Annotated in this window: 16 protein-coding genes and 6 tRNA genes; 10 read left to right on the plus strand and 12 right to left on the minus strand. The window is 57.1% G+C overall.

The window, feature by feature from the left end; translation table 11 throughout:
* Positions 1-272: 272 nt before the first annotated feature.
* Positions 273-1520: an ion channel protein gene (locus JEM67_RS19730; RefSeq protein ID WP_199636152.1), complete on the plus strand. Its 1248-nt coding sequence runs from the start codon at positions 273-275 to the stop codon at positions 1518-1520.
* Here JEM67_RS19730 and JEM67_RS19735 read toward each other — a convergent pair.
* Complete coding sequence (locus JEM67_RS19735) at positions 1517-2209, minus strand: aspartate/glutamate racemase family protein (RefSeq protein ID WP_199636151.1); 693 nt, start codon at positions 2207-2209, stop codon at positions 1517-1519. The two genes, JEM67_RS19730 and JEM67_RS19735, sit on opposite strands and share 4 nt — an antisense overlap.
* Positions 2210-2276: 67 nt before the next feature.
* Complete coding sequence (locus JEM67_RS19740) at positions 2277-2729, minus strand: multidrug/biocide efflux PACE transporter (protein ID WP_199636150.1); 453 nt, start codon at positions 2727-2729, stop codon at positions 2277-2279.
* Between the two features lie 157 nt (positions 2730-2886).
* On the opposite strand from JEM67_RS19740, the gene JEM67_RS19745 reads away from it, so the two are divergent.
* Positions 2887-3777 (plus strand): LysR family transcriptional regulator, encoded by an 891-nt coding sequence (locus JEM67_RS19745; protein WP_199636149.1) that lies wholly within the window; start codon positions 2887-2889, stop codon positions 3775-3777.
* On the opposite strand, the gene JEM67_RS19750 is transcribed toward JEM67_RS19745, so the two are convergent.
* The gene (locus JEM67_RS19750) at positions 3753-5414 is read right to left on the minus strand and encodes an alpha-keto acid decarboxylase family protein (RefSeq protein WP_199636148.1); all 1662 of its coding nucleotides are present in this window, start codon (positions 5412-5414) and stop codon (positions 3753-3755) included. The two genes, JEM67_RS19745 and JEM67_RS19750, sit on opposite strands and share 25 nt — an antisense overlap.
* Before the next feature lie 249 nt (positions 5415-5663).
* Between JEM67_RS19750 and mgrA the strand changes: the two genes are divergently transcribed.
* Complete coding sequence (gene mgrA, locus JEM67_RS19755; RefSeq protein ID WP_199636147.1) at positions 5664-6653, plus strand: L-glyceraldehyde 3-phosphate reductase; 990 nt, start codon at positions 5664-5666, stop codon at positions 6651-6653.
* A 220-nt stretch (positions 6654-6873) separates the two neighbouring features.
* Positions 6874-7275 (plus strand): DUF2502 domain-containing protein, encoded by a 402-nt coding sequence (locus JEM67_RS19760; RefSeq protein ID WP_013813979.1) that lies wholly within the window; start codon positions 6874-6876, stop codon positions 7273-7275.
* 34 nt (positions 7276-7309) lie between these two features.
* Here the strand turns inward: JEM67_RS19760 and JEM67_RS19765 are convergent, their stop codons facing one another.
* Entirely contained in the window at positions 7310-8542 is a 1233-nt protein-coding gene (locus tag JEM67_RS19765; protein ID WP_199636146.1) for an Nramp family divalent metal transporter, read from the minus strand.
* A gap of 378 nt (positions 8543-8920) precedes the next feature.
* On the opposite strand from JEM67_RS19765, the gene JEM67_RS19770 reads away from it, so the two are divergent.
* Positions 8921-10108 carry a NupC/NupG family nucleoside CNT transporter gene (locus tag JEM67_RS19770; protein WP_013813981.1) on the plus strand — a complete coding sequence of 396 codons (1188 nt, stop codon included), beginning with the start codon at positions 8921-8923 and terminating at the stop codon, positions 10106-10108.
* A 115-nt stretch (positions 10109-10223) separates the two neighbouring features.
* Here the strand turns inward: JEM67_RS19770 and JEM67_RS19775 are convergent.
* From JEM67_RS19775 to gltX, 3 genes are all read right to left on the minus strand, one after another.
* Positions 10224-10299: transfer RNA gene (locus JEM67_RS19775), tRNA-Ala, on the minus strand.
* A 60-nt stretch (positions 10300-10359) separates the two neighbouring features.
* Positions 10360-10435: transfer RNA gene (locus tag JEM67_RS19780), tRNA-Ala, on the minus strand.
* A gap of 254 nt (positions 10436-10689) precedes the next feature.
* Entirely contained in the window at positions 10690-12105 is a 1416-nt protein-coding gene (gene gltX / locus JEM67_RS19785; protein WP_004947608.1) for a glutamate--tRNA ligase, read from the minus strand.
* Between the two features lie 292 nt (positions 12106-12397).
* Here gltX and JEM67_RS19790 point away from each other — a divergent pair.
* From JEM67_RS19790 to JEM67_RS19805, 4 genes are all read left to right on the plus strand, one after another.
* A tRNA-Val gene (locus tag JEM67_RS19790) sits at positions 12398-12473 on the plus strand.
* 40 nt (positions 12474-12513) lie between these two features.
* Positions 12514-12589 (plus strand) — tRNA-Val (locus JEM67_RS19795).
* 39 nt (positions 12590-12628) lie between these two features.
* A tRNA-Val gene (locus JEM67_RS19800) sits at positions 12629-12704 on the plus strand.
* Positions 12705-12711: 7 nt separating this feature from the next.
* A tRNA-Lys gene (locus JEM67_RS19805) sits at positions 12712-12787 on the plus strand.
* Positions 12788-12991: 204 nt separating this feature from the next.
* Here JEM67_RS19805 and dhbA read toward each other — a convergent pair.
* Genes dhbA through JEM67_RS19825 form a run of 4 tightly spaced genes read right to left on the minus strand, consistent with a single transcriptional unit; the run spans position 12992 to position 17453 of the window.
* Positions 12992-13750: a 2,3-dihydro-2,3-dihydroxybenzoate dehydrogenase gene (gene dhbA, locus JEM67_RS19810; protein ID WP_199636145.1), complete on the minus strand. Its 759-nt coding sequence runs from the start codon at positions 13748-13750 to the stop codon at positions 12992-12994.
* Positions 13750-14604: an isochorismatase gene (locus JEM67_RS19815; protein ID WP_199636144.1), complete on the minus strand. Its 855-nt coding sequence runs from the start codon at positions 14602-14604 to the stop codon at positions 13750-13752. Before JEM67_RS19815 ends, dhbA begins: the two co-directional genes overlap by 1 nt.
* A gap of 3 nt (positions 14605-14607) precedes the next feature.
* Positions 14608-16236: a (2,3-dihydroxybenzoyl)adenylate synthase gene (locus JEM67_RS19820; RefSeq protein WP_199636143.1), complete on the minus strand. Its 1629-nt coding sequence runs from the start codon at positions 16234-16236 to the stop codon at positions 14608-14610.
* 8 nt (positions 16237-16244) lie between these two features.
* Positions 16245-17453 (minus strand): isochorismate synthase, encoded by a 1209-nt coding sequence (locus tag JEM67_RS19825; RefSeq protein ID WP_199636142.1) that lies wholly within the window; start codon positions 17451-17453, stop codon positions 16245-16247.
* 199 nt (positions 17454-17652) lie between these two features.
* Here JEM67_RS19825 and fepB point away from each other — a divergent pair, with 199 nt between their 5' ends.
* Positions 17653-18612, plus strand: coding sequence for a Fe2+-enterobactin ABC transporter substrate-binding protein (fepB, locus tag JEM67_RS19830; RefSeq protein ID WP_199636141.1), 960 nt, complete (start codon positions 17653-17655; stop codon positions 18610-18612).
* Here fepB and entS read toward each other — a convergent pair.
* Positions 18599-19867, minus strand: coding sequence for an enterobactin transporter EntS (gene entS / locus JEM67_RS19835; protein ID WP_199636140.1), 1269 nt, complete (start codon positions 19865-19867; stop codon positions 18599-18601). The two genes, fepB and entS, sit on opposite strands and share 14 nt — an antisense overlap.
* Positions 19868-19890: the final 23 nt, after the last annotated feature.

Genomic DNA, 19890 nt, shown 5'->3' on the forward strand with positions numbered 1-19890 from the left:
CCATCCTTCGCGCTGCCATCCATTAGCGATCCAGATCACAAAAAACGTTTCAGCTTGGCGGTTATGCCGCAGTTTGAAACAAATTGCGGCAAAAAAACGTGCCGTGGCGGCTGTTAACCGTCATAACAGAGAGGCACTATTAATCAGCTGGCGCCCTTTGCCTGTCGGCCATTGCTTTACGTGCCGACGTCCCTTTTTGTCTGGCAAGCGGGGCACAACCCAATCACCCATTCTCCCTGCCGCTCAGGGGGCCATTCACAAGGGATCCTTGCATGCTGCACCCGCGCGCCAATACTATGTTGGCTTTCGCCCTGCCCGCTCTCGTTATCGGTTCAGCCTCAAGCCTGGTGCTTATTCTGGTGATGAAGTTCGCCGACGCGCTGCAACGGCTGCTTTGGGTGAACATTCCCGCAGCCTTGAATATCGATACCCACTCGCCCTGGTGGCTACTCAGCATTCTGACGCTGGCCGGTATCGCCGTCGGGCTGATTATCCGTTATATGCCAGGCCATGCGGGGCCGGATCCGGCTACCGAATCGCTGATCGGCATGCCGTTGCCGCTTTCTGCCGTGCCCGGCCTCGGGCTGGCGTTAATCATTGGTCTGGCGGGCGGCGTGAGCCTGGGGCCGGAAAACCCCATTACTGCCATCAATATTGCGCTGGTAGTCGCTGTAGGTTCACGGCTGTTGCCGAGAGTGCCGCGCATGGACTGGATTATTCTCGCCGCCGCCGGCACCATCGGCGCGCTGTTTGGCACCCCGGTTGCCGCCGCGCTGATCTTTTCGCAAACGCTGGCCGGCAATAACGACGTGCCGCTGTGGGATCGGTTGTTTGCCCCGCTGATGGCGGCAGCAGCTGGCGCGGTGACCACTCAGCTGTTTTTCGCACCGAACTTCGCGCTGCAAATTGACGCCTATGCCGCCACCCGGCTGACGGATATTTTCAGTGGCTCCATCGTCGCCCTGATCGCCATCGCGCTGGGTATGGTAGCGCTGTGGAGCTTCCCCCATCTCCATCGCCTGTTCCATTCACTGAAAAACCCGGTGCTGATGCTGGGCCTGGGCGGTTTTGCGCTCGGTGTACTGGCGCTAATCGGCGGGGAGATCACGCTATTTAAAGGGTTGGACGAAATGAAGCGGCTGGCTGCAGGGGAGAACTTCTCGGTCACGGCGCTGCTGCTGATTACCCTGACCAAACTGGCGGCGCTGGTGATTGCCGCCGCCAGCGGTTTTCGCGGTGGGCGTATCTTCCCAGCGGTGTTCGTCGGCGTGGCGTTGGGCCTGATGCTGCATCAGCACGTCCCGGCTGTACCGGCGGCCATCACCGTCTCCTGTGCCATTATGGGGTTGGTACTGGTGGTCACACGTGACGGCTGGCTCAGCCTGTTTATGGCCGTCGCGGTGGTGCCGGAGCTGCACCTGCTGCCGGTGCTGTGCATTGTGATGCTGCCCGCCTGGCTGGTTCTGGCGGGCAAACCCTTGATGCTGGTGGGCAAACGCCTACCGCCGCACGACGATTAGGCCAGCGCGTATTCTGCGGCAGCGCGCGCATGGATAGCGGTAGTGTCGAACACCGGCACCGAAGCATCCTGCGCGCTGACCAGCAGGCCAATCTCGGTACAGCCGAAAATAATACCCTGCGCGCCCTGCTGTTCCAGATCAGCGATGATGCGGCGATACTCATCGCGCGACGCGTCGCGGATTTTCCCCAGACACAGCTCTTCATAAATAATGCGATGCACGATATCGCGATCGGCCGCCGTGGGCGTAACCACCTCGATGCCGTGCCGCTCTTGCAACCGCCCGCGATAAAAATCCTGCTCCATGGTAAAACGCGTGCCGAGCAGCCCGATGCGGCGGATCCCCTGTTGACGCACCTGCAACGCCGTGGCGTCGGCGATATGAATCAGGGGCAGGCCGCTGGCTTGTTCAACCGCATCCGCCACCTTGTGCATGGTGTTGGTGCAGATGACGATGGCCTCCGCGCCTGCGGCTCGTAACGACGCGGCTGCTGCGGCCAGCAGACGCCCCGCGCCGTCCCAATCCCCTTGATGCTGCAGGCGTTCAATCTCGTGAAAATCGACGCTGTAGAGAACGATCTTGGCCGAATGCAGGCCACCAAGACGCGCCTTCACCTGTTCATTGATCATGCGGTAGTAAGGGAGGGTTGATTCCCAGCTCATACCGCCCAACAAACCCAACACTTTCATCGTTTTTTCCCCGCCTCGTTGCCGTATCTCTCCGACACTACCGGAGAATCGCAGTGATGACGATGCCTTATTTCACGCCGGAACTGGCCGGTTGACGCGCTTCGAACCAGCGTTGACGCAGCGTGTCGTACACCCAGTTATAAATCATGGTGTACGGCAGGAAGAACAGGAAGAAACCGATCTCCAGCATAAAGGCCTGCGCGAAGGAAATATTCAGCATCCAGGCAGCAATCGGCACGCCGATCAGGACAAACCCGGCCTCAAAACCCAGAGCGTGGAACCCCCGCACTTTAAGATTACGCACCACACGGCCCACCGGCCACAGGCGGTCAAACACCGTGTTATAAATCATGTTCCAAAGCATAGCGACGGTCGACAACATCACCGCCAACGCACCGATCTGTACCATAGAACGGTTGAGCAACCAGGCACCCAGCGGGGCGCAAATCATCACGGCAATGGCTTCAAAACCGACGGCATGGACGATACGTTCAACGAAAGACTTGTTTTGCAGTTGCATACATCACCTGTTTTTTTACCCTATGAATCTGTCGGGGAGCGGCAAGCCGCCCCGCATTAATCGGAGCTGATTTATTCGCCCCCAACTAAAGCCAGGTGATTATCATCGATTTTTTGGGTAGATTAAAAATAGGTTCCATCGATAAAGTAGATACATCATGCGCTATTCACCTGAAGCCCTGCAGGCATTTGTCGAAGCCGCTGCCCTGGGTTCTTTTTCTGCCGCCGCGCGCAAGCTGCGTAAAAGCCAATCGACCATCAGCACCGCCATCGCTAACCTGGAGGCGGATCTCGGCTTGCAATTGTTCGATCGCCAGGCACGGCAGCCAGTCTTGACCGCCGCCGGCCGTAAAGTGCTCGGCCATGTGCAGGAGATCCTCGCCGCCAGCGAACGGCTTGACGCGCTGAGCATCCGCCTGGCGGACAAGACAGAACCCCGGTTAACCATCGTATTTTCCGATACCTACCAGCCGAATCACCACGACAGGTTGATGCTGCACTTTGAGCGGCGCTATCAGGATATTGAACTCGAATGCATGATTGCCGAGGACGGGGACGTGCTCGATCTGCTGCAAAGCGGGCGTGCTCACCTTGGCATGGTAGAGGTTCAGCCCAGTTATCCGCCGGATATCGCCTTCGCACGGCTGCCGGAGCAAACTGAAATGGGGCTGTTCGTCGCCCGCTCGCACCCGCTGGCGCAAACGGCCTCGCCAACGCATGAGCAGTTATCCAGCACGCGCCAGCTGTATTTGAATACCTACACTGGCGCAAGCGCGGCACGGCCCCAGGGGTTGGTATGGTCCGCGCCGAGCTATCTGATGCTGCTGGAAATGGCGGAACAAGGTTTTGGCTGGGCCGCGTTGCCAAACTGGCTGGTGAAACAGTACGGCCACGACAAATTAGCCGAGCTGAAGCCGCGCGGTTGGCCGAAGCTGATTTCCGTGGATGCGGTGTGGTCGAAGTTGTCCCCGCCGGGGCCGGCGGGGTACTGGTTGCTGGAGCGCTTGCTGGAAAGCGCGAAAGATCAGGCCGCCGCGTTGCGTGATTGAATGGCGCGCGAAACGGTATCCAGCAATTCGGGAATGTCCATCTTCGGCAGCACCACTTCCACGAAGGCCAACTGCTGACTATCGCCCACTTCGCGCAATGCCTGGCGTAGTTGCTCCGGTTCGGTGACCCGCAGCGTTTTCACCTGATGCTCGCCGGCCAGCGCCTGCGGCAGTTGCGTCCAGTTCCACTGGGCGATGTCGTTGTAGCGCTGCTCCGGCCCATGAATCGCCCGTTCGACGGTATACCCCTCATTATTCAGCAGGAAAATCACCGGTTTCAGCCCGTCGCGCAGCATCGAGCCAATCTCCTGCGCAGTGAGTTGTGCCGATCCGTCACCGATCAGTAACACCACCCGGCGAGCCGGCTCCGCCGTCTGCGCGCCAAACGCCGCCGGCAAGGTGTAACCGATAGACCCCCACAGCGACTGAACGATAAACCGGCAACCCTGCGGCAGGCTCAACGCCGCAGCGCCAAAACAGGCGGTGCCTTGCTCGGCGATCACAATGTCGCCCGGCCGCAAGAAGTCCTGTATCTGTTGCCAGAAGCCATGCTGGTCCAAACCACTGCCGTTCGGCTCCGGTAATACCGGCCGTTTGATCACCGGCAACTGCCATTGTTTCGCCAACGACAGTGTCAGCTGGTGCAACGCTTTCACCGCATCACGCATCGGGATCTGGCTGAACACCTGCTGTCCGACCCTCGCCTCAAAGGGTTGAATATCGATACACTTCTCCGCCGGCAAGTGATGGCTAAAGCCGGCGGTAATGGTATCGGTAAAGCGCACGCCGACGGTAATCACCGCATCGGCATTCTCAATCAACTGCTTCACCTGCGGATCGCTGGCCGCACCGGCATAAGTGCCGGTAAAGCAGGCATGGGTTTCATCCAATACGCTCTTGCCGAGCAGCAGCGTCGAATGCGGCATGTCTACCTCATTCATCCACTGTTCCAGCACCCTTTCGGCGCCAAAACGTTCAGCCAGGAAATCGGCCAACAGAGAAACCCGCCGTGCTGGCAGCAGCATTTCCCGCGCTGCGGCGATAAACGCCTGCAACGATGCCTGTGAAAGATGGGCCTGTCGCAGCATCAGCGGCGCCGGCCGTGACGCCAGCGGCGCCTCCGCCACGTCGCTCGGCAACATCAGGTAAACCGGGCGGCGTTCAAACAGCGCGGTGGTCAGCAGGCGATCTATTTCCGCCTCGGCGTTGGCGGCGGTGAGGCTGGTCTGGGCGACGGTCACTTCTTTGGCCATGCGGGCAAAGTGGCCAAAATCCCCGTCCCCCAGTGAGTGGTGCAGTAAATCGCCGGCCCGCTGCGCGCGCAGCGCCGGTGCCCCAACCACGTGGATCACCGGCAAATATTCGGCATAGCTGCCGGCAATACCATTTACCGCGCTCAGTTCGCCCACGCCAAAGGTGGTCAGTAAAGCGGCTGCCGGTTTGCAGCGGGCATAACCGTCCGCGGCATAGGCGGCATTGAGTTCGTTGGCACACCCCACCCAGGTGATCTGCGGGTGAGCAATCACGTGATCGAGAAACTGCAGGTTGTAGTCTCCGGGCACACCAAAGAAGTGCCGGATGCCGATCTGGGCTAAACGATCGAGTAGGTAATCGGCCACCGTATAGCTTTTACTCATGATCATCACCTGCCAAAGGTTACAATTGTTAGTTTTAAGTATCAAATATGTTGTAAAAATGTCGAGTATTGTATTTAAAAAGCGGATGGAAACCCTGCGTTACATCTCCGCACTCGCCACGAGCATTTACCCGCTTGATGGGCCGTATTTAAAAAATTGACGGTGATTTAGCGTGATCGCGGGCTCTGACAGCGAGAGTGAAAACGCATACACTAAAACTCACTCTCACCTCTGCCGAAAAGGGTTTGTATGCTTTACCAGGCTGATTCTTCGCGTTATCAAAATATGGAATATCGCCGCTGCGGACGCAGCGGGCTGAAATTGCCCGCGGTTTCGCTCGGCTTATGGCACAACTTTGGCGACACCACCTTGTATGACAATGCGCGCAAACTGATTCATTGCGCGTTAGATCGCGGCATCACCCACTTCGATCTGGCCAATAACTATGGACCGCCACCCGGTTCCGCCGAGGAGAACTTTGGCCGCATCCTCAGTGCAGATCTGAAACCCTGGCGCGATGAGCTGATCATCGCCTCGAAAGCCGGTTATACCATGTGGCCAGGCCCTTACGGCGACTGGGGTTCGAAGAAGTATCTGGTCGCCAGCCTGGACCAAAGCCTGCAACGCATGGGGCTGGAATATGTGGATATTTTCTATCACCACCGCCCGGATCCGGATACGCCGCTGGAGGAAACCATGGGCGCGCTGGATCTGCTGGTACGCCAGGGCAAGGCGCTGTACGTTGGGCTGTCCAACTACCCGGCCGACCGCGCGCGCCAGGCATTCGAGATTCTGCACCGGCTCGGCACGCCTTGCGTGATCCATCAGCCGAAATACTCCCTGTTCGAGCGCTGGGTTGAACCGGAGTTGCTGGATACGCTCGAAGAACATGGCGTCGGTTCCATTGCATTCTCCCCGCTGGCCGGCGGCCTGCTGACCGATCGTTACCTGCACGGCATTCCGCAAGATTCACGTGTCGCCAGCGGCAGCCAGTTCCTGCAACCCGATCAGCTCACCGACGCAAAACTGGAAAAGGTGCGCCAGCTTAATACCCTGGCGCAACAGCGTGGGCAGAAGCTGTCGCAGATGGCGCTGGCCTGGGTATTGCGCGGCGATCGCGTGACTTCGGTGCTGATTGGCGCCAGCAAGACCAGCCAGATTGAAGATGCCGTCGGCATGCTGGCTAACCGCACTTTCAGCAGCGACGAAATCGCCCAAATCGAACGGATATTAATGTAATCGCTTACAATTATCGCCGGGCGCATGGCCGGCGATAACCTCCGCAGTGCCAGACAAATCTTAAATCCTCATCTCATCGCCGCTTTTCAGAATCCCACTAAGATTCAACCCTATCCGCAGGCGCTAATATACCGATATTGCAGTAAAAAAATTATAAGGCCGGTTAATGATGAACGCGCTTCATTAACCGGCCAACCCGCTGCGGCGGAAAGGAGAAGCCATGTTTAAACCTCTGTTATTGGCCGCCTTATTGGTGGCGTCGACGGTACCTGCCATCCAGCAGGCGCATGCAGAAGGCCTCAGTATCAATCTGATGCCGGGCGTATCGCTGCGCATTGGCGAGGAAGATAATCGCGGCCGTTATTGGGACGGCTACGACTGGCGCGACCGCGACTGGTGGCAAGGCCATCAGGGCCGCTACCTGGGCGATCGCAGCCGCCGGGGCTATTACTGGGATGGTTATCGCTGGCGCGATAACGATTACTGGCGCAAAAATTATTACTATCATGATGGCCGCTATCGCAAATTCGATAAGCATTACTACAAGCACCACGAAAAACATCATTGGAAAAAAAATCACCATGATGACGATCGCGGTCGTCGCCATCACGACGATGATTGATGCCAAAAGGCCAGCGTAACGCTGGCCTTTTCGATCACAGCACACTGCTGACCAGCAGATAGCCGTTCAGGCCGACGACCACCAACACAATCAGTTTACCCAGCGTCTGTATGCTCCGGCTGTTCACCATCTCCCCCATCAGTTCCCGGTTACCGGTAAAGGCGAGCAGCGGCACCAGCGCCAACGCAATGCCGAAGCTCAGCAGCACCTGGCTCAACACCAGAATGCGCGTGGCATCCATCCCCAGCATAATGACGATAAACGACGGCAGCATAGTGACCACCCGGCGCACCCACAGCGGAATGTAAAAGCGTACGAATCCCTGCATCACCACCTGCCCTGCCAGCGTCCCCACGACGGTGGAGGACACACCGGCGGCCACCAGGCTCAGCCCGAAGAGCGTCGCCGCCGCCGGGCCCAGCACCGGCTGCAGTGTCAGATAGGCCAGATCAAGATCGGCCACACCGCTGTGCCCATTGAAGTGGAAGGTCGCAGCGGCGGTTGCCATCATTGCCAGGTTAACAAAACCGGCGATGGTCATGGCGATGGCGACATCGACCTTGGTGGACGCATACCGATCCGCCTTTGAATTCTCGCCGGCAGCCTGGGTTAGCGACGAATGCAGATAAATCACGTGTGGCATGATGGTAGCCCCCAGCACACCGGCGGCCAGATATACCGCATCGCCATTCGGCAGATCCGGGATCGCCATGCCTTTTAACAGCGGGCCAAGCTGCGGTTGGGAAAACGCCAGTTCCACCATATAGGCAGCGGCAACAAACAGCAGCAGCCCGCCGATCGCCATCTCCAGCGGTTTTTGGCCGCGTTTTTGCAACATCAGGATCAGAAAAGTGGCGATACCCGTCAGGATGGCGCCCTCAAGCAGCGTAACGCCCAACAGCAGCTTGAAACCTATCGCCGCGCCGATAAACTCCGCCAGGTCAGTGGCCATCGCAATGATTTCCGCCTGCACCCAATAAGCCCATACGGCCGGGCGTGGAAAGCGATCGCGGATGTGTTCCGCCAGGTTTTTGCCCGTGGCGATACCGAGTTTGGCGGACAGCAACTGGATAAGCATCGCCATGACGTTGGCCCAGACCACGACCCACAGCAGGCTGTAACCCAAAGAGGCGCCAGACTGGATATTGGTGGCGAAGTTGCCGGGATCGATATAACCGATGGCCGCGATAAATGCGGGCCCCATCAGCGACAGTTTGATTTTTCTGGACGGGCGACGGGTGTTCTCAACCACGCGACTGTTTGGCATACCCTGAACCCTTACGTCTGATAAACTAAGGGTTATTTTATGCAAATGAGAATAATTATCAAGCGCATTTGTGACGGTAAAACTTATCTCTGTAATCGGGGATAACTCAGGTTTTAACGAAGGGTGTAACGTGCAGGTTACACTTTTCAGCCCTTCAGCGAGGCATATTCCAAACGAAATACGCCTGATAATCAAATTAGCACAAGAATAGGAATTTCATATGGATTCAGTAACCCATTGATTTTTTATGTTTTAGTGTAATAATTTAAGACATTTCCCATTACGACTTTCCATATTTGCAATGGACCTCTCGTTTTTAAACGTGGCGTTACATAAAATGACATCCGAAATTCAGCCTGCCTCAAGTTTGGAGCAAACATGTCCCATATTGCGCACTTTGCGTTAGCGTTGGTGGTGGTTGCGATCCTGGCACTGTTAGTGTGCCGCGATCGTAAAAGCATCCGCATTCGCTACGTTATTCAACTGTTGGTTATTGAAGTACTGCTGGCCTATTTTTTCCTGCATTCGGAAGCGGGTTTAGGCTTTGTAAAAGGATTCGCGGCGCTGTTCGACAAGCTGCTCGGGTTTGCGGGGCAAGGGACTGATTTTGTATTCGGCGGTATGGGTGATAAAGGTCTGGCCTTCTTCTTCCTGAAGGTACTGTGCCCAATCGTCTTCATCTCTGCGCTGATCGGTATTCTGCAATACATCAAAGTGTTGCCGTTTATCATCCGGATTATTGGTACCGTGCTGTCAAAAGTAAACGGAATGGGCAAGCTGGAGTCGTTTAACGCCGTCAGCTCGCTGATCTTGGGCCAATCTGAAAACTTCATTGCCTATAAAGATATCTTGGGCAAGATGTCGGAAAAACGCATGTACACCATGGCGGCAACCGCGATGTCTACGGTTTCCATGTCCATCGTGGGTGCTTACATGACCATGCTGGACGCCAAGTTTGTGGTTGCGGCGCTGGTACTGAACATGTTCAGTACCTTTATCGTGCTGTCATTGGTCAACCCGTATGACACCAGTAAAGAAGAAGAACTGCATCTGGGTAATCTGCACGAAGGCCAGAGCTTCTTCGAAATGCTGGGTGAATACATTCTGGCAGGTTTCAAGGTAGCTATTATCGTTGCTGCCATGCTGATCGGCTTTATCGCCCTGATCGCTGCGCTCAACGGTCTGTTCAGCGCCATCTTCGGTCTGAGCTTCCAGGAAATCCTGGGCTACTTCTTCTATCCATTCGCCTGGATTATGGGGATTCCTAAGCACGAAGCCCTGCAGGTGGGCAGCATCATGGCGACCAAATTGGTCTCCAATGAGTTCGTGGCCATGATGGAGCTGCAGAAAGTCTCTGCCGAGCTGTCGCCACGCAGCATGGGCATTCTGTCGGTGTTCCTGGTTTCCTTCGCCAACTTCTCTTCCATCGGTATTGTGGCCGGTGCGATTAAAGGGCTGAATGAGCATCAGGGCAACGTAGTTTCCCGCTTTGGTCTGAAGCTGGTTTACGGTTCTACGCTGGTCAGCCTCCTGTCTGCGTCCATCGCGGGCCTGGTTCTGGGCTAAGCCGAAACGGCAACAACGGAAAGGTCGCTTCGGCGGCCTTTTTTATTGCCCACAGTTTAGAAAGCAGGAAAGACAGAAAGCAAAAAGCCGACCCTGAGGTCGGCTTTTTAAAGAGTGGTGGAGCTAGACGGGATCGAACCGTCGACCTCTTGCATGCCATGCAAGCGCTCTCCCAGCTGAGCTATAGCCCCACAAAAGTGGTACGCTTTGACCGGCGTTACGGTATTCCCCAACCTTTCTGAGATAAAGGTTGGTGGAGCTAGACGGGATCGAACCGTCGACCTCTTGCATGCCATGCAAGCGCTCTCCCAGCTGAGCTATAGCCCCAATCCACAAACACAAAATCCTGTGAACGGGGCGCATAATATGAAACCCCCGAAACACTGTCAACGGCTAAATTGAATTACTCGATCAAGCGCTGAAAAAGCCGCCAAATCAGCGCGTTTAGCGCTAAAAAATAGCCATTGCGGATAAAAATCAGCCAGACATAAAAAAAGCCCTGCGGATCGCTCCACAAGGCTTTATCTGTTATCGCGTCATCTTGCCACCGGCTTACAACCTGGCGGCACGGGGTCAACCTATCAGGCCTGAGCTTCGCGCCCAGCGATGTAGGCCAGCGCCAGGTCGATACGCTGCAAAGAACGCGCCTGGCCGATTGCATGCACGGTCACATCCATACCCGGCGACTGACCGGCGCCAGTCACCGCTACGCGCAGCGGCATGCCCACCTTGCCCATACCTACGCCCAGTTCATCAGCGGTGCCCTGAATGGCGTCATGCACGTTCTCCGGCGTCCAGGCACTGACAGCAGCCAGTTTGGCGCGTACCGCTTCCAGCGGCTGACGTGCCACCGGGCGCAGGTGCTTCTTGGCGGCGTCAGCGTCGAATTCGCTGAAGTCTTCATAGAAGTAGCGGCAGGACTCGGCCATTTCCTTCAGCGTCTTGCAGCGCTCGCCCAACAGCTTGACGATATCTTTCAGCTCAGGGCCGTTACGAGTCTCAATGCCAAGCTGTTCAACATGCCACGCCAGATACACCGCAACTTCTTCCGCCGGCATATGGTTAATGTAATGGTGATTCAGCCACTGCAACTTCTCGGTATTGAAAGCGCTGGCGGATTTGTTGATCGCTTCCAGGGTGAAGAACTCTTTCATCTCATCAATAGAGAAGATTTCCTGGTCACCGTGAGACCAACCCAGGCGCACCAAATAGTTCAGCAACGCCTGCGGCAGGTAACCGTCATCGCGGTACTGCATCACGCCCACCGCGCCATGGCGTTTTGACAGTTTTTTGCCGTCATCGCCCAGGATCATGGAAACGTGCGCATATTCCGGTACCGGCGCACCCAACGCTTTCAGAATGTTGATCTGGCGAGGGGTGTTGTTGATGTGGTCTTCACCGCGGATCACGTGGCTGATTTCCATATCCCAGTCGTCCACCACGACGCAGAAGTTGTAGGTTGGCGAACCGTCGGTACGGCGGATGATCAGATCGTCGAGCTCCTGGTTGCTGAATTCGATAGGGCCGCGGATCTTGTCATCGAAGATAACCGAGCCTTCCTGCGGGTTACGGAAACGCACCACGCACGGCTCATCATCGGTGTGGCTGTCCTGGCTGTCGCGGCAGTGGCCGTCGTAACGCGGTTTTTCACCGTTTTCCATCTGCGTTTCACGCAGCGCTTCCAGACGCTCCTTCGAGCAATAGCATTTATAGGCGGTATCCTGCACCAGCATGTCGTCAATCACCGCGTTATAACGGTCAAAACGCTTGGTCTGGAAGTATGGACCTTCGTTCCAATCCAGGTTTAACCAGTTCATGCCATCCATAATTGCGTCGATAGCGTCCTGCGAGGAACGTTCCAGATCGGTATCTTCGATACGCAGAACGAACTCACCGCCCGAATGGCGGCTGAACAACCAGGAGTAAAGCGCAGTACGGGCACCACCGACGTGAAGATAGCCGGTTGGGCTCGGTGCAAAACGGGTTTTGATTTTCATTGGTTTCACTGCCTTATTACGCAACGCGGGTCGGCGGTTGCCGACGATTGCTCGGAATTGAAAAAAGTGGGCAACATTGTACCACCCCCCGCTAATTCCTCAACGCCGACACGATATTGCCGCACCTGTTTTCGTTATCGCTGCGGCGAATTTCGCATAACAATGTGCAAAGAATCATCATTGGCGGTGATAAATATCGCATCCTGTTTAAATTTGCGGCGAACGATTGAAATCATTTTAAAAACCGTTGACTCACTTTCAACTATCCCTATAATGCGACTCCAACAAGACGGGGCGATTAGCTCAGTTGGTAGAGCATCTCCTTTACACGGAGGGGGTCGGCGGTTCGAGCCCGTCATCGCCCACCATCTTGTTGAGCAGTAAAGCAGTAAGAAATGAGAAGAATGAGGGTGATTAGCTCAGTTGGTAGAGCATCTCCTTTACACGGAGGGGGTCGGCGGTTCGAGCCCGTCATCACCCACCACTCATTCTCTTGTTTAGCAGTACCCGGAAGTTCTGAAGTGGGTGATTAGCTCAGTTGGTAGAGCATCTCCTTTACACGGAGGGGGTCGGCGGTTCGAGCCCGTCATCACCCACCACTTCTGCGGGTCGTTAGCTCAGTTGGTAGAGCAGTTGACTTTTAATCAATTGGTCGCAGGTTCGAATCCCGCACGACCCACCAATACAGAAAAAAGCGCCTTACGGCGCTTTTTTCGCATCTGTAGCCCGGAAATCACCACAACCTCTATTACCTGATCCCCCTTTTACCGCCCATAAAAAAGGCGCTGCAAGCAGCGCTCTATAGTCATAAATAACAAGTAACCCTATACCCTAAATAATTCGAGTTGCCGTCAACACCGCCACAGCTCGAAGTATGACGGGGATATCAGGCCGCCAACGTCGCCCCGCCGTCAATCACGATATCCTGCAGGGTGATATGGCTGGCGCGATCGGAAGCCAGGAACAAAATGGCATCGGCAATTTCCTGCGGTTGGGCGATCTTGCCCAGTGGGATACCCAGCTTGAACTGCTCCGGAAAACCGTTAATGGTGTTCTGTTCACCGCTTTCGTCCTGCCACATGCCACGCTGCATCGGCGTGTTGGTCGAACCGGGCGAAACCAGATTGCAACGCACGCCATAAGGCGCCATTTCCAACCCCACGGTTTGGCACAGGCTGCGCAACGCCGCCTTGGAAGCGCAATAGGCCGCCATGCCGACGCGCGGCACATGCGCCGCGTTAGAGGCTACGCTGACAATCGCGCCACGCCGCTGGCGACGGAACATCGGCAAGGCATGGCGGAACATATTGAACGCCCCGCCGGCATTGACCGCCATACAGGCCAGCCAGTCTGCAGTGCTGGTTTCATCTGCCAGCCCCATGCGCAGAATACCGGCGCCGTTCACCAGCACGTCCAGTGCTGGCTGTGCTGCCAGCAAACGCCCGCACAAACTGTCTACCGCATCGCTATCGGCGACATCCAGCACTTCGGTGCGGAACGGGTATTCCGGTTCGTCGAAACGCAGGTCGAAGCCAATTACCTCGGCACCGGCCCTAACAAACGCCAACGCCGTCTCCAGGCCAATACCGGCACCCGCGCCGGTAACCCAGACCCGCTTACCGGCAAAATCCCCGTCTTTATCCATCAGGATTTCCCCTGCGACAACATTGCCCACCAGCTGTCAATGGTCGGGTTCTTGGCCAGCGCGATAAAATCAATATCGCTGCGGATTTTACGCCAGCGCGCGGCCAGCTCCATGATACGCACCGAATCCAGACCGTAGTCGATCAGGTTCTCATCGTCGCCCATGTCTTCGCTGTCTTCATCGAGGAACGGCATAATTTGCCGGCGCAGCGCAGCTTTGCTGGCGATGCCCGGCAGCAGCTCGGCGGTAGTCACCACGCGGCCACAGCGGCCTGCGGTGTAACGCAGCGCCATCAGGTGTTCGTCGCGGGAGAAATCCGCCAGACCGTCAGCCACCATAAACGGCTGGATATTGCGCATAAAGGCATCGATAGCGGTAGTCATGCAGCCGATATGGGCATACACGCCGCAAATGATCAGTTGATCGCGCCCTGACTCCTGCAGAATTTCCTGCAGCGGCGAACGGTGGAAGGCGCTGTAACGCCACTTCACCAGAACCGTATCGTCATCTTCCGGTGCCAGAGCCTGAACCACCGCCTGCTGCTCCGGGTGCTTATTCAGCCCCGGCCCCCACATATCGTTCAGCAACGCGCGGTCTTCGTCGCTTTGCTGATTGGGCTGCGCGGTGTAAAACACCGGAATACCCTGTGATTTGCAGTAGCGGCGCAGATTGGCAATATTCTCTACCACCTGTTTAATCAGCAGGCTGTCTTCACCCCAGAAATTCAGAAAATACTGCTGCATATCGTGGATCAGTAACGCAGCCCGCTGCGGTTCTACCGTCCAGCTCACTTTGTTGGTCGGCAGTTCAGCCTGCGTAGGCAGCGCGTAATCATTAAGTTTAGGAATGGCCATGACTTATTCTCCCTGGGCCTGAGTCAGTGATTGCGTCTCCAGGCGTTGACGCAACCGTTTTTTATCCACTTTTCCTACCGGGGTGAGCGGCAGCGTATCGACCTGTATAAAGCGGTCCGGTAATTTAAATTCGGCCACGCCCTCTGCACGCAAATGGCGGCGCAGCACCACCGGCTTCAACGCGCTGGTGGCGATAATAAAGGCGCAGCTCTTCTCGCCCATCAGCTCATCCGGCATGGAAACCAGCGCCGCATTGATCACCTCCGGGTGGCGCAACAGCAGGTTTTCGATCTCCTCGGCGGCGATCTTCTCCCCACCGCGATTGATCTGATCTTTCTGACGCCCTTCCACCTTCACATAGCCGTCTTCAGTCAGGCTAATCAAGTCACCGGAACAGTAAAAACCGTCTTTATCAAAGGCGGCGGCGTTATGTTCCGGGCTTTGGTAATAACCGCGGAAGGTGTAAGGGCCCCGGGTCATCAGGCGCCCGGTTTGCCCCACCGGCAGCGGGTTACCCTCGTCATCGGCCACCCACAGTTCGTCGTCCGGCGACATCGGGCAGCCCTGAGTGGTGAGAATATGCCGGTCGTCATCGTCCAACCGGGTGTAATTCACCAGGCCTTCCGCCATGCCGAAGACCTGCTGCAACTGGCAGCCGATTTCCGCCGGAATACGCGCGGCCAGGGTCTCACTCAGCTTGGCGCCTCCCACCTGCAACAGCTTAAGGCTGGCCAAGGGTTGACCACCGCCCCACTCTTCAATCGCCTGTAGCCACAGCGTCACCGCCGGCGGCACCAGCGCCGTCACGTTAATCTGGTGCTGCTCGATCAAACGGAAGCATTGCCCAGCATCCGGATCGCTGGCGAACACCACCAGACCGGCGCCATAAAACACGCCGAGTACGCCCGGAGAACTCATCGGGTAGTTATGCGCCACCGGCAGCGCGCACAGGTAGCGGGTATGTGCATCGAAATGGCAAATTTCCACGCTGCGGCGGATGCTGTAGTAGTAATCATTGTGGGTGCGCGGGATCAGCTTTGGCGTGCCGGTGCTGCCACCGGAAAGCTGGAAGAACGCCACCTGGTCAGCCGGAGTCGGTGTCGCGATAAAATCGCCGGTATCCTCTTCCAACCAGGCGGCCAGCGACTGCTCGCCTTCCGCCTGGCTGCGCAGCCCCACTACGCGCAATGAAGGATTTTCGGCGCGAAACGTCGTGAGGAATTCGTCGTTGCCGAACAGGCCATGCTGGCGATCGGCAATCAGCAGCGCAGGTTTGATTTGTGCGGCATAAGCCTTGAGTTCGTTGCGTTGATGGCTGAACAACGCGTTCACCGGCACCACGCCAATTTTCAGCAGCGCAAAGAAGGTCACATAGAACTCGACCACGTTGCCCAACTGCACCAGAGCGGTCTCGCCACTGTGCAAGCCCCGGCGTTGCAGCGCGGCGGCCAGCCGGTCAGAAAGTTGATTGAGCCGGCGATAGCTCAGGCTGCGTTGCGGGTCGATCAGCGCCACGGCGTCATTTTTGGCCTGGCGGGCAATAATGTCGGTCAACGGCCGATCGGTCCAATAACCGCGTTCGCGATAGCGACGGGCCAACGCCTCAGGCCAGGAAGTAAAATCAATGCTCATGGGTATGCCTATCCTTGGTTCAGGCCAAACGCCCGCGAAATGGTACTGAGTTTGGTGCCGGTTTCACGCCATTCGGATTCCGGCGAAGAGTCTTGCACGATGCCTGCACCGGCAAACAACCGCACCTGATTGCCCTGCACGATGCCGCAACGAATGGTCACGACCCACTCGCCGTTGCCTTCGGCATCACACCAACCGACAATGCCGCCGAACAGGCCGCGCTCAAAGGGTTCAAGCTGTTTGATCACCTGATGCGCAAGCTGGGTTGGCGTGCCGCACAAAGCCGGAGTCGGGTGCAACAGGCAGGCCAGCGAAAGCGCATTTTCCGCCCGGCTGGCGGCTTCGCCATCAATAGGCGTAGACAGGTGCCACAGCGTGGTGGTGCTCAATAATTCAGGGGATGACGGGATGTTCAAGTGGCGGCAGCGGTCGGCCAATACCTGGCGCATGCCTTCGGTGACGAACTTGTGCTCATAAAGGTCTTTGTCCGACACCAATAGCTGTTGGCTGATTTCACGGTCCCGCTGCGGATCGGCATCGCGGCGGGCAGAGCCGGCCAGCGGATTGGAATGGAACTGCGCGCCGGATTTACGCAACAGCAATTCCGGGCTGGCGCCCACCAGCGCCCCCTGCTCAAGTGGTACGTGGAAGTGGAAACCGTTAGGATTCTGGGCGATGATGCGCGCCATCAGCGCCTGGCGATCAACAGGTTCGCGGGTTTCAATCTCCAGCAGGCGCGACAGCACCACTTTATCCAACCGGTCGCCACGGGTAGCCTGCACCGCATCGGCAACCATCTGCATGAAGGGCTGCTGGGCCGGCACTTCGGTTTGCCGGGTAATTTCCGGCAAGGTGTCCTGCGGCTGCGTTACGTCGGCCAAAAAGGCATCGCGCTCAAACCACTGAGTTTGCTGGGGAATAAACAACGCGGAAGGTTGATGAGTATCAAAAGGAATGGCGCCACAGAGTACCGGGTTCTTCACGCCGGCCAGTTTCGCTTCGGCGAAAGCGTGCCGTACTTCTCGCTGAAACTCCCCATTCACCTGGTCCCCGCCCGCAGCGGGCAGCGTGATTTTGGCGAAGCAGCCTTGCGTACTCAGGCTACGGAAAGGAGAGGTAAAGAAGAAGCCCGAGGTGGGCGAAACGCCTGCAGTATTCAGTTCGCTCTCCTTGCTTTGCGGTTTCTTTTGGCCGGCACCCTTTACAGTCACGCTCATCGGTACTCCATTTCTCTTCGTGAATGATAACAAACATAATAATGATTATCATTTATGTTTTACCGCGTTAAAGTACCCTTGGAAATTTGCCATGTCAATAATTGTAAACAGCTCCTCTCCTCTTCATCGTGGTAGAAAATCAGCAGCATAAATTATATAAATGATAAGTATTACTATTTAAAACCTAAGGACTTTCTTTATGAAGAAGAACCTGATCTTCGGCCTGGCACTGTTCGGGCTAGCGGCAATCAGCGCCGCTCACGCCGCCGATGCCGGCTGGCCGCGTAACATTGAAACCTCACGCGGCGTGATCACCCTCAATCAGCCTCCTGCCCGCATCGTTTCTACCAGCGTTACCGTCACCGGTACCCTGCTGGCCATCGACGCACCGGTCGTCGCCAGCGGGGCAACCACGCCCGGCAGCCGTCTGGCGGACAAACAGGGATTCTTCCGTCAATGGGGTGACATCGCCGCGCAGCGCGGCGTTAAACGCCTGTACATCGGCGAACCCAATGCGGAAGCCATCGCCGGTGTTGCGCCCGACCTGATTATCATCTCGGCCACCGGCGCCGATTCCGCCCTGCGCCTGTACGATCAGCTCTCTGCCATCGCCCCGGTGCTGGTGGTCAATTACGACGACAAAAGCTGGCAAGAACTGGCCGCAGAACTGGGCCAGGCCACCGGGCATGAAGCCCAGGCGCATAAGGTCATTAGCGATTTTGATTCGCGTGAAAAAGCGCTGAAACAGCGCATGACGCTGCCTGAACAGCCGGTCTCCGCGCTGGTGTTTGGTTCGGACGGCAAAACCGCCAATCTGTGGACCGCCGACTCCTCTCAGGGGCAGATGCTTAAACAGCTCGGTTTCACCCTGGCGGTACCACCCGCCAAATTGAACAACAGCCGCAGCATGGGCGTGCGTAAAGACATTATTCAGTTGAGCGGCGAGAACCTGGCGGAAGGCCTGAACGGCCAGACGCTGATGCTGTTCGCCAACAGCGACGCCGACGCGCAACGCCTGCTGGCCAATCCTTTTCTCGCTCACCTGCCGGCGGTGCAACACAAACGGGTTTACGCGCTGGGCAACGATACCTTCCGGCTGGATTATTACAGCGCCGGCAACTTGCTGACGCTGTTGGAAAAACAGTTTATTTCTCGGTAGTCTCGCTGGCGGGCTGGAGCTTTTCGCCCTGCCCGCCGCTGCCCACCTGGCGCAAACCGCGCATGGCGAAAGCCAATACCACACCCAGCACCGCTACCCCAAAACCAAAACGGGTCGACGTCATCGCCGGCAGCATAAACGCCCCCATTGCCCCCAGCAGTAACGCCCCCAGCGCATCGCCCACGACGTTTTGCGCCGTCCACAGGCCATTGATGCGCCCCAGGAATGCGTCCGGCGTCAGGTTCTGAATCAGCCCGTACTGCAACAATGAGTTCACCGCGCTCAGGTAACCAAAAATCACCAGGAAAAACAGTGCAAAACCGTACCACGGCATCAGACCGAACAGACCGATGGCGACGAACGCACCTATCGCCGTCATCAACATCATCCAGCCCGGCCGCGCTACGTGAGCGACCCGGCCGCTGGTGAAAGCGCCAATCGCCGCGCCGAGCGGGACTGCAGAATACATAAAGCCCAATTGCGCAGCGCTGACGTGCCACATGCCGGACATCGCCGGATATAACACCCGCACCGCACTGGCCATGGTCAGCAGCGCACCGATCAGCGCCACCATGCCGATTACCCGGTTGCGGAACAGGAAGCCGAAACCACCGACCAATGCGCGCAGCGGGTGTTCGCGCGGTTGTGGCGGCGGTGCCAACTGCGGCAGACGCAGCAAGGGGATCAACGTCAGTAAAGTGCCCAACGCCGCCAGGCCGTAGTTCCACATCACGCCGGAGTGAGCGATCACCAGGCCTCCTATCGCCGGCGACAGGATCGAGCCAAAACGCACCGTCAGCATACTGATGGCGCCGGCCTGGACGATGTTTTCACGCCCCACCAACGCCGGCGTGGCGGCCAGCAGCGCCGTCACCCCGACCGCACCGAAGAAACCGTCCCACACGGCCAGCAAATAAATCGCCGTTAACGAAGGGGTCGGCAAGGCGGCGTTCAGGCACAGCCCGATAAAGCCAATACCGCAGGTGGAGCGAGCAAACAGGATCAAACGGCGGCGCTCGTAGCGGTCGGCCAACACGCCCCCCATCAGCAAACCGGCAAACATACCGCTGCCCGCCAGCGTCACGGACAGCCCGACCAACAGGGTCGAACCGGTCAACGCCTGGATCTGAACCGGGATCGCAATGGCCATCAATCCCAGCGCCAGAATGGAAATAAAACGCGCGCAAAATACGGCACGAAACGCGCCATTGGTCTTAAGCAGGCCAAAATCCAGCAAAATAGAGGGCTTACTCATCAGCTTTCTCACCACAACGTAGG

The organism is Serratia sp. PAMC26656 (assembly GCF_016469055.2).
Classification (GTDB): Bacteria; Pseudomonadota; Gammaproteobacteria; order Enterobacterales; family Enterobacteriaceae; genus Serratia; species Serratia plymuthica.